We start from the raw sequence: 10,245 nt of genomic DNA on the forward strand, positions 1-10,245 counted from the left end.
ACTCTTTCAGGGATGGCTTTCCAAGGTGCTTTCGCAGCCGCGAAGGCGTCGACTTCTTCTTATTCTTGTAGGGGTTCTGGTCTGCCTGACTGCGAAACCAAAGCCGGATCGGCGTTCCTGGCATATCAAAGTCGACCCGTAACCCATTGACAAGGTAACGTTTATACGAATCCGATAACTTCTCGGGGTTAGACGCCATAACGACAAACCCCGGTGGCCGGGTCTTCGCTTGCGTCATGTAGCGAAGCTTAATGCGCCGCCCACCCGGTGCGGGCGGTGGATGTGCTTCAATCATACCAGACAGCCAACGGTTCAGTTTTGACGTCACCACACGCGCATTCCACGTGATGTAAGCTTGTTCAACAGCCTCGCGCAGACGATCCATGCCGCGTCCGGTTTTCGCCGATACCGTGACCAAAGGCGCGCCGCGCAGCTGAGGCAACAGCCGCTCAAACGATTCCCTCAAATCCCGCAGTTTTTCCTGCTTGTTCTCTTCCACGTCCCACTTGTTCACGGCGACTACTACCGCGCGCCCCTCGCGCTCGGCCAGATCAGCAATCCGCAAATCCTGTTGCTCGAATGGGATCGCCGCATCCAACAGCACGATCACCACTTCCGCGTATTTAACCGCCCGCAAACCATCGGCTACCGACAATTTTTCAAGCTTCTCCTGAACCCGTGCCTTTTTACGCATGCCCGCCGTGTCAAAAATGCGCGTCGGCATCCCGTCCCAATCAAGCGGAAGCGAAATCGCATCCCGCGTAATCCCGGCTTCAGGACCCGTCAAAAGGCGATCTTCGCCCAGCAACTGATTGATCAGCGTTGATTTTCCAGAATTCGGACGCCCCACAACCGCAACCTGCAATGGCCGGGCGATCGTCGGCATCCGGATCTCGTCCGATGCGTCTTCATCGACATCAACGTTGGTCAACGGTGCCGCTTCTTCCACCGCCGCCTGGGCCTTTTCGCCTTCTTCGGCAACCGGGCGCAGAAACTCCAACAGCTCTGGCATCCCCTCGCCGTGCTCTGCCGACATCCGCACTGGCTCGCCCAATCCAAGCGAATACGCCTCGATAAGCCCGCCTTCACCAGCGCGGCCCTCGGCCTTGTTCGCCGCCAAAATCACATGCGCCGATTTCTTGCGCAGGATATCCGCAAACACCTCATCGTCCGGCAACACTCCAACTCGTGCATCGATCATAAACAAACAAGCGTCCGCCATTTCCACGGCCCGCTCAGTTAGTTTGCGCATCCGTCCGGGCAGGCTGTCGTCCGTCGCATCCTCAAGTCCCGCAGTATCAATCACGGTAAACCGCAACTCTCCAAGGCGTGCCGCCCCTTCGCGCAAATCCCGAGTCACCCCTGGCTGATCATCCACCAAAGCAATCCGCCTTCCAACCAACCGATTGAAAAGAGTAGATTTTCCGACATTCGGTCGCCCGACGATGGCCAATGTAAATGACATGGGGTCCTGCCCAAAAGTAACGTAAGATTGCGCTCTTACACGCTTAAACGATCAGCGAAAAGCGCGGATCTGTCCGTTGTCGGTCACAAGGTACAAAACACCACCCGCAACCACCGGATTGCGCGCCGCGCCGCGACCAAGGTCCGTCTCGCGCAAGACGGCTCCGGTCACCGGATCAAACTCGCGCAAAACCCCGTCATCAGACGCCACAATCAACCGACCACCTGCCACGACCGGCCCGTAATGCACGAATGTCGACTTCGATCGGCTGGCGCGGCGAGCCTCAAACAAGGGCAACTCTACCGACCAGATCTGCTGCCCCGTCGCCGCATCAAGCCGCGTCAGCACGTTCTCCGGCGTCACAAAAAACAGCGAATTACCGCCAAGCCAAATCGGGTTCAACGCCCCGACCCGCGCCGTCCACTCCGCCTGCCCTGAGGCAAGCGATATTGCCGCAACGCGCCCTGCATGACTGCCCGCATAAAGACGCGTTGTGTCCACAACTGGCGCGCCGCTCAAATCGCCAACGGCAGAAAATGCACGGCTGATATCTTGCCCGGCCACGCTTGCGGCCCAGACCTGCGCGCCGGTACTTGTTCCAGCTGCCACCATCTGCCCCGACGCAAACGGGAACACCACTATTGGGCCAGCGACAGAAGGCCCCGGACCACCAACAAGAGCCGACACACCCTTACGCCCCAAAACTTCCCAAAGAATACGGCCGTTTGCAGCATCAATCGCCCACCCCGTCGCATTGCGTGTGGTCACGAACACCCGGTCGCCGTCGACCGCAGGCGCACCCGTCGCCGGGGAATTTAGCCGCTGCGTCCACCGCACGGCACCGGTCGAAACATCAATCGCCGTCAAGGTGCCAAAGCCGCTCGTCGCAAAAAGTGTGTTGCCCGATACCGCGAGACCGCCGCCCGAAGCGTCGTCCGCCCGGTCGCTTTCCGGTGTCAGATCGTGGGTCCAAAGCGTTTGTCCGCTTAACGAAAACGCCGACACCAAAGCGCGACTGTCCTGGGTAAATATACGACCATCTGCAATCACCGGGTCTGCTGTGATCCGGTGGCCACGGGAATTTCCGTCGCCGACCGACGCCGACCAAATCGGCTCCAACGCGCGCTGAAGAGCCGGATGAGCGATGGAATGGGCGGCATTTCCGCCAGGATGCGTCCAGGCTGCGTTCACTTGCGCGACGGGCAATCCAACTGACGGTGCCGGCCCTTCTGCAATGCCCGGTCCCAGATCGGCAATCACCGTCGCAGTGCTGTCACCACGGTCTCGCACATCAAGCCGCTCGCCGGGCAGGATCACCTCATCGTCGCCGCAGCCCGCAAGGATCGCCAAAGCAATCGCCACTCCCGACACTGATTTAAAGCTGCTACTCACCACGATGTGCCCTTCACTCGGCCCTTAATCCAGACGGTTACCCGGTGGTCAGAGACCCACCCAACGCCACAATCAACTGCGACGCACGACGGCGCAAGTCCTGACTTGTTTCCGCATCTGCCACGATCTCGCGAAGTTGCGCAATCGCGGTCTCTGCATCGCCCTTTTCAATCTCGGCCAAAGCGATCTGTTCTGCCGCCAAAAGCCGGAACGATCCGCCCCCAAGGGCCAGGGCATTCAGCCGCGCGATCCGCTCGTCAGGATCCGTGGTGCCAGACCCAAGAATAACCGCCTTCAGCGTCGCCAGGTCCCGGTAGGGGCGCGGCGCATTCGTGTCCGACGCCAAGTCTTCAAGCAAAGCCACTGCCTCGGCGCGATCATCGCTCGCCAAAGCCGCTTCAGATCGCATCAGGGACAAAATCGCTATGCGCGCCGCATTATCACCCGTTGATATTTCAGCCAACGCCGCGCTGCGCGTCGCGGCGTCGCCGTCCAAGGCTGCAAGAATCGCATCACCTGCGCTTTGAGCAGACGCCTCGGCTTGCGCCTTGCGCCATTCGTTCCATGACGCGCCGCCGACAATCACCACAATCGCCAATGCGGCAATCCAACCATAACGCTTGAACAAGCGATACAGGCGATCCTTGCGGACCTCTTCGCTTACCTCGTTGATAAACGAGTCTTGATCCGACACCTGAGCACTCCCTTAATCGGTCATTTTTTTTAACATTTGCGCCCTCATATCGCGCGTTTTTACCGATTGCAAAGGCAGGAAATCATACCACCCTCTTGCAATTTGCAAAAAAAAAGCAGAAATGCTAAATCTGAACCGATCAGTTCAGTGAATTCAGCGGGCGTTTGCGGCTATTTTCCCGCCGTCCAAAAGCCATAAGAGGCATATCATGCGCCTGTTTCCAATCGTAACGGCAATTCTTGTCGTAGGAGTTCTGTTTCTTCTAGTATTTCAACGCGATGAACTCGTCACGTTTTCCGGAGCAGAAACCGAAACCGTCCAGGAAGAAGTGTTCGACGCAGTCGTGGATCGCGACGAAAACGCGCCGCTCGCGCCAGTCAGTGTGGTTGCCATCCGCTCGTCCGCCTCGACAATCGACGGCGCGGTTGTCCTGCGCGGGCGCACTGAAGCGTCTCGTCAGGTTATTATGCGCGCCGAAACATCTGGTCAGGTGATCTCGGATCCCCTGCGCGCCGGTGCCCGCGTACAGAAAGGCGATCTTCTTTGCCGCCTTGATCCCGGCACTCGTGCCATTGCCCTTGCCGAAGCGCAGGCCGGTCTGCGCGAAGCCGTTACGCGTCTGCCCGAATCTCAGGCCCGCGTCGCTGAGGCACGCGCGCGCCTGAACGAGGCCGAGATTAATGACAACGCCGCCGAACGCCTGTCGCAAGGCGGATTTGCCTCCGACTCCCGCGTCGCACAAGCCACCGCAAGCGTCGAAGCCGCGCGCGCCGGCGTGCAGTCCGCCGTCAGCGGCGTGGAAAGCGCGCGCTCCGGCATCCAGTCCGCCGAAGCCCGCGTGGCTGCTGCCGAAAACAACCTAGAGCAACTCGAAGTCCGCGCGCCCTTTGGCGGCCTCCTTGAGACCGACAGCGCCGAGATTGGCACCCTGATGCAGCCCGGCGCGCTTTGCGCCACCATCATTCAACTTGATCCGATCAAGCTTGTGGGCTTTGTGCCGGAAACCATGGTCGACCGCGTAAATCTTGGCGCTCTTGCTGGCGCGCGCCTTGCCTCGGGGCGCGAAGTCGTGGGCCGCGTGACCTTCCTCAGCCGCTCGGCTGATCCGACCACGCGCACGTTCCGCGTCGACGTCGAAGTGCCGAATGCAGACTTCTCGATCAGCGACGGCCAAACCGCCGAAATTGGCGTGCAATCCGCCGGAAACACCGCGCATCTGTTGCCGCAATCCGCGCTTACGCTGAATGACGCGGGCGATCTTGGCGTGCGCCTCGTGGTCGACAACATCGCCACGTTCGCACCCGTTATTGCACTGCGTGACACCACCGAAGGCTTTTGGGTCGGCGGTCTGGCGCCAAGCGTCGACGTGATCGTCGTGGGACAGGAATTTGTCACAGATGGCGTTCCCGTTACGGTCACCTACCGCGAGGAGACCACCCAATGACCGGTATCGTCGACTGGGCTGCGGGCCGTGCCCGCATGGTCATCGCCTTCATCATCCTGTCAATTATGGCAGGCGCGCTGGCCTACGCAAGCCTGCCCAAAGAGGGCGAACCCGACATCGAAATCCCGGCACTGTTCGTCTCGGTCCCCTTCCCCGGCATCTCGGCGGAAGACAGCGAGAAACTGCTGGTCAAGCCGATGGAAACCGAACTGGCCGACCTCGATGGGTTGAAATCCATCTCCGGCACTGCCTCCGAAGGTTACGCCGGTATTGCGCTTGAATTTGAATTTGGCTGGGACAAAACCAAGATCATGGCCGACGTCCGCGACGCCATGAACAGCGCCGAAGCCCAATTCCCTTCCGGCGCCAAACAATACTCAATCAACGAGATCAACTTCTCCGAGTTCCCGATTATCATTGTGAATCTCACTGGCGCACTGCCCGAACGCACCCTTCTGCGCGTGGCCAAAGACCTGCAAGACCGCCTGGAAGCACTTGAACCCGTCCTTGAAGCCGCTCTCACCGGTCACCGCGACGAAATGGTCGAGGTTATCATCGACCCGCTGCGCCTTGAAGCCTACAACGTCACCGCCGGCGAACTGATCAGCGTTGTCACAAACAACAACCAACTGATCGCTGCCGGTGAAGTCGAAAGTGCAACCGGCGCCTTCGCCGTCAAAATCCCATCCTCCTTTAACGACCAGCGCGACATCTACAGCCTGCCGGTTAAAGTGGATGGCGACCGCGTGATCACCCTCGGCGATCTCGCCGAAATCCGCCTCACCTTCGAAGACCGAACCGGCACAGCCCGGTTTAACGGCGAAACCACCGTCGCCCTGCAAGTCGTGAAACGCAAAGGCTTCAACATCATCGACACCGCGGCACTTGTTCAGGCCGAAGTCGAAGCCGAACGCGCCTCGTGGCCGCCCGAATTACAAGACGCCATCAAAGTCGGCACCTCCAATGACCAGTCCCGCACCGTTGGCTCGATGGTCAGCCAACTTGAAGGCTCTGTCCTTACCGCCATCGCGCTTGTGATGATCGTTGTGCTTGCGACCTTGGGCTCGCGTTCGGCCCTTCTCGTCGGCTTTGCGATCCCGACGTCTTTCCTTTTATGTTTCGCTTTCCTCGCGCTGATGGAAGTCACCGTCTCCAACATCGTCATGTTCGGCCTGATCCTTGCGGTCGGCATGCTGGTGGACGGCGCCATCGTCGTCGTGGAATACGCCGATAAACGCATCCAGGAAGGTGCGGGCCCCATGCACGCGTTCGTCGAGGCGGCAAAACGCATGTTCTGGCCCATCGTGTCGTCCACCGCGACCACGCTCTGCGCCTTCCTGCCCATGCTGTTCTGGCCGGGCGTACCAGGCCAGTTCATGGGCATGCTTCCCGTCACCCTGATCTTTGTTCTGACCGCATCGCTTGTCGTGGCCCTTATCTACCTTCCCGTCATGGGCGGCGTAGCCGGCCGCATGAGCCGGGGCTTTGAACGCTCGTCTGCCGCGCTGAAACGCTCGACACCCTGGTGGGTCCGCGCCCTCCTCGTGCCGCCATCGCTTTACTTGATGTTCCTTGCCGCCATGCAGGTCCTGAACCCAGAATACCTCCTCGGGGAAGGCACAGGCTTGGGCGGAAGCATCTTCGGCGCAGTTCTCTTCGTGGTTGGTGCTATGGTGTCATCTATTACCCTAGGCGCCGCCAAAGTCGAACGTCGCGAGCGACCTATCAACGCCGGCTACCACCGCACACCTTTTGGCCACTTCATCAAATTCATCGCCGGCAACCCAGTCATGCCGGTTGTGTCCATCGTCGCCATTGGCTTTTTCGTCGTCTCGGTCTTCGGCTACTTCGGAGCCAACAATAACGGCGTCGAATTCTTCGTCGAAAGCGAACCCGAACAAGCCATCGTCTACGTCCGCGCCCGCGGCAACCTTGGCATCATGGAGAAAGATCAACTCGTCGCTCAGGCAGAAGACGTCATCCTCGACACCAACGGCATCGACAGCGCATTTGCATTTGCAGGCGCTGGTGGCCTCAATGCCAATACCGGCGGAGCGTCCGGCCCCACCGACACCATCGGGCAGGTTCAGATCGAATTGATCCCATGGGAGCGGCGCGCTGATTACGCCAACACTCACGACGTCTCTCTGGAACAACTCGACGGCGACGCGGTGCTGGTCGATCTTCAGGCACGGCTTGACCAAATCCCCGGGATTAAAGTCGAGATCCTGAACCTCAGCCGTGGCCCGGCATCAGGAAAGCCAGTGCACCTGCGTCTGAAATATGATGATTGGGAACAGCTTCTCTCGACCACCGCCATGGTGCGCACAAAGTTTGAAAACACCCCGGGTCTTGTCGACATCGAAGACAACATGCCCCTGCCTGGCATCGACTGGCAGATCAACGTGGACGTCGAGAAAGCAGGTCGCTACGGCGCGAACGTCGCCGCCGTGGGGGGCATGGTCCAGCTTGTCACGCGCGGCGTGCTTCTGGATACAATGCGCGTCGACAGCTCGGACGAAGAAGTCGATATCCGCGTTCGCCTGCCGGAAAAAGACCGCGTCCTTTCAACACTGGACACGCTCAAAGTTCGCACAGCAGACGGCCTTGTGCCGCTGTCGAACTTCATCACCCGTGAACCCGTCGCACAACTGGCGCAGATCAACAGGGTCGACCAGAAACGCTACTTCGACGTCAAAGCCGATGTCGTACCGGACCTTTTGAACGACGACGGCGTGCCGATAACCCCGAACGAGCGCATCGCGTTCCTCACGGACTGGATCGAAGGCGAAAGCCCGCTGCCAGCAGGCATGGATTGGGAATGGACCGGCGATCAGGAAGACCAGGCCGAAAGCCAGGCCTTCCTTCAGGTCGGCTTCTCTGCCGCTCTGGGTCTGATGTTCATCATCCTGCTGGCACAGTTCAACTCGTTTTATAACGCTACGCTGGTGCTTCTAGCGGTGGTTTTGTCGACCACCGGCGTCCTCATCGGAATGCTTGTGATGGGCCAACCCTTCTCGATCATCATGACCGGAACGGGGATCGTCGCTCTTGCGGGAATTGTAGTGAACAACAACATTGTCCTGATCGACACCTATCAGGAATACTCGCAATACATGCCCCGGATCGAGGCCATTGTGCGCACCGCCGAGGCGCGCATCCGACCGGTCCTTCTGACGACGATCACCACAATGGCGGGCCTGGCACCGATGATGTTCGGTCTCAGTCTCGACTTCATTGGTGGCGGCTATTCCATCGACAGCCCGACAGCGCTTTGGTGGAAACAACTGGCAACCGCAGTGGTCTTCGGGCTTGGCATTGCCACGGTTCTGACGCTTATCTTCACGCCATCCATGCTCGCCCTGCGGGTCTGGTTCTGGACCGGCGCGTATAGAACTATCAACACATTGCGCGCCCTCAGCCACGGGTCAGGTTCCAGAACCGCCCGCGATCAGGCGCTGCGCAAAGCGGCCCGGAAGATCAAAAACCCCGAAATTATCTGGGACGTATCCGATGATCCATCCGCACCACGCGCGGCGGGCAGCCCGGATTTGCGGGCAGCCGCGGAATAACGACGCCATCACGACGCACGACAGCACAGGAGATGGGTGGCACTGCCCCCCTTTTCACGCGCGCCGGCAAAGCCCGTTCGCCACGTTAAGGCTTCGCTAATGCGGTCATTTGACCTTGCCAGCAGGGCTGAAAAACCAGCCCGCGCTAACGCAGTGTTCAGCGAACATGCACCAACGCAACACCGACGTCGTATCGACGTTATGGATAACTCAAAGAAAGGCAGCGTATCAGCGGCTTAGATCGCGAGCTTCAGAAGATATCGGTGAAAGCGAAAAAATCCGCCGCACGCCCACACAACCCTTCCTTAAACCGACTGCGCGCGCCTTCACGCAGCGCGATCTTTCTCAGCCGCCTGACGATGCCAAAGCGACGCATAACGCCCCCCGCGCTTCAGTAACTCATCATGAGTGCCTTCTTCGGCAATGACGCCACTTTCAAGCACAACAATCTGATCCGCATGAGCAATCGTCGACAACCGATGCGCGATGGTCAGAACGGTGCGTCCCTCGCCCATCGCGTTGAGTTCGCTCTGAATTTCCGCTTCGGTTTCGGTATCCAAAGCGCTCGTCGCCTCGTCCAGAAGCAGGATCGGAGGGTTCTTCAATAGCGTGCGCGCAATCCCAACACGCTGCTTTTCTCCTCCCGACAACTTCAAGCCACGCTCACCCACGGACGTATCATAGCCGTCGGGCAAGCTTGAAATAAAGTCATGGATCTTCGCCGCTTTCGCCGCCTCAACGATCTCGGATCGCGCCGCTTCGGGCCGCCCATAGGCGATATTGTAAAAGATGGTGTCGTTGAACAAAACCGTATCCTGCGGAACCACTCCGACCTGCGCATGAACCGAGGCTTGCGTCACGTCTCGCAGGTCCTGCCCATCAATCCGAAGCGCGCCACCATCCACATCATAAAACCGGAACAACAGCCGTCCTACGGTCGACTTTCCCGACCCCGAAGGACCAACAATCGCAACCGTTTTGCCCGCAGGCACAGTTAGCGAAACGCCCTTTAAAATGGGACGCGCAGCGTCGTAGCCGAACAGGATATCGTCCAGGACAATCTCGCCGCCCTTGATCTCAAGCTCTTTGGCGTCCGGCTTGTCATTCACATCGGCAGGCTGCTCCAAAAGATCGAACATTTCACCCATATCCACAAGGCTTTGGCGGATTTCCCGGTAGACAGTACCAAGGAAATTCAGCGGCATGGTGATCTGGATCATATAGGCGTTTACCATCACGAAATCGCCCACGGTCAATTGCCCCGACTGCACTCCCATCGCGGCCATTACCATCACAATGATCAGCCCTGCCGTGATCAGCACTGACTGGCCAAAATTCAAAAACGCCAGCGAATACGACGTCTTCAACGCCGCCGCCTCATAGCGCTCCATCGCCACGTCATAACGCGCCGCCTCGCGCGCCTCGGCACCAAAATACTTGACCGTTTCAAAGTTCAGAAGACTGTCGATGGCCTTTTGGTTGGCATCGGTATCCTGATCATTCATCTCCTTGCGGATCTTCACCCGCCATTCCGTCACCTTAAAGGTAAACCAGATGTAAAGCGCGATTGTGACGGCAATAACAGCAACATAGCTAAAGTCGAAAACCACCGCCAGAACAACGCCGATCATCACCAATTCAAGGATAAGCGGACCGATCGAAAACAGCATGAACCGCA

The 10,245-nt window shown here is 58.8% G+C and carries 6 protein-coding genes; 2 read left to right on the forward strand and 4 right to left on the reverse strand.

The genetic code is table 11. From position 1 onward, the window contains the following. The 3 genes from der to Q1B15_RS03910 all read right to left on the reverse strand — a co-directional run. A partial coding sequence (gene der, locus Q1B15_RS03900) for a ribosome biogenesis GTPase Der (protein WP_299750430.1) occupies nucleotides 1-1,465 on the reverse strand: 1,465 nt, incomplete at its 3' end. 51 nt (nucleotides 1,466-1,516) lie between these two features. Further along, on the reverse strand, nucleotides 1,517-2,857 hold the full coding sequence (locus Q1B15_RS03905) for a PQQ-binding-like beta-propeller repeat protein (RefSeq protein WP_299750433.1): 1,341 nt from the start codon (nucleotides 2,855-2,857) through the stop codon (nucleotides 1,517-1,519). 37 nt (nucleotides 2,858-2,894) lie between these two features. After that, a complete protein-coding gene (locus Q1B15_RS03910) occupies nucleotides 2,895-3,551 on the reverse strand; it encodes a hypothetical protein (protein ID WP_299750436.1) in 657 nt (218 codons plus the stop codon). A 208-nt stretch (nucleotides 3,552-3,759) separates the two neighbouring features. On the opposite strand from Q1B15_RS03910, the gene Q1B15_RS03915 reads away from it, so the two are divergent. Further along, nucleotides 3,760-4,995 (forward strand): efflux RND transporter periplasmic adaptor subunit, encoded by a 1,236-nt coding sequence (locus tag Q1B15_RS03915; RefSeq protein ID WP_299750439.1) that lies wholly within the window; start codon nucleotides 3,760-3,762, stop codon nucleotides 4,993-4,995. Next, nucleotides 4,992-8,567 carry an efflux RND transporter permease subunit gene (locus Q1B15_RS03920; RefSeq protein ID WP_299750442.1) on the forward strand — a complete coding sequence of 1,192 codons (3,576 nt, stop codon included), beginning with the start codon at nucleotides 4,992-4,994 and terminating at the stop codon, nucleotides 8,565-8,567. Before Q1B15_RS03915 ends, Q1B15_RS03920 begins: the two co-directional genes overlap by 4 nt. Nucleotides 8,568-8,893: 326 nt before the next feature. Here Q1B15_RS03920 and Q1B15_RS03925 read toward each other — a convergent pair. Next, nucleotides 8,894-10,245, reverse strand: a 1,352-nt coding sequence (locus Q1B15_RS03925; RefSeq protein WP_299750445.1) for an ABC transporter ATP-binding protein/permease, incomplete at its 5' end; no start/stop codon positions are given.

Origin of the sequence: uncultured Boseongicola sp. (assembly GCF_937988555.1) — a bacterium.
GTDB lineage: Bacteria > Pseudomonadota > Alphaproteobacteria > Rhodobacterales > Rhodobacteraceae > Boseongicola.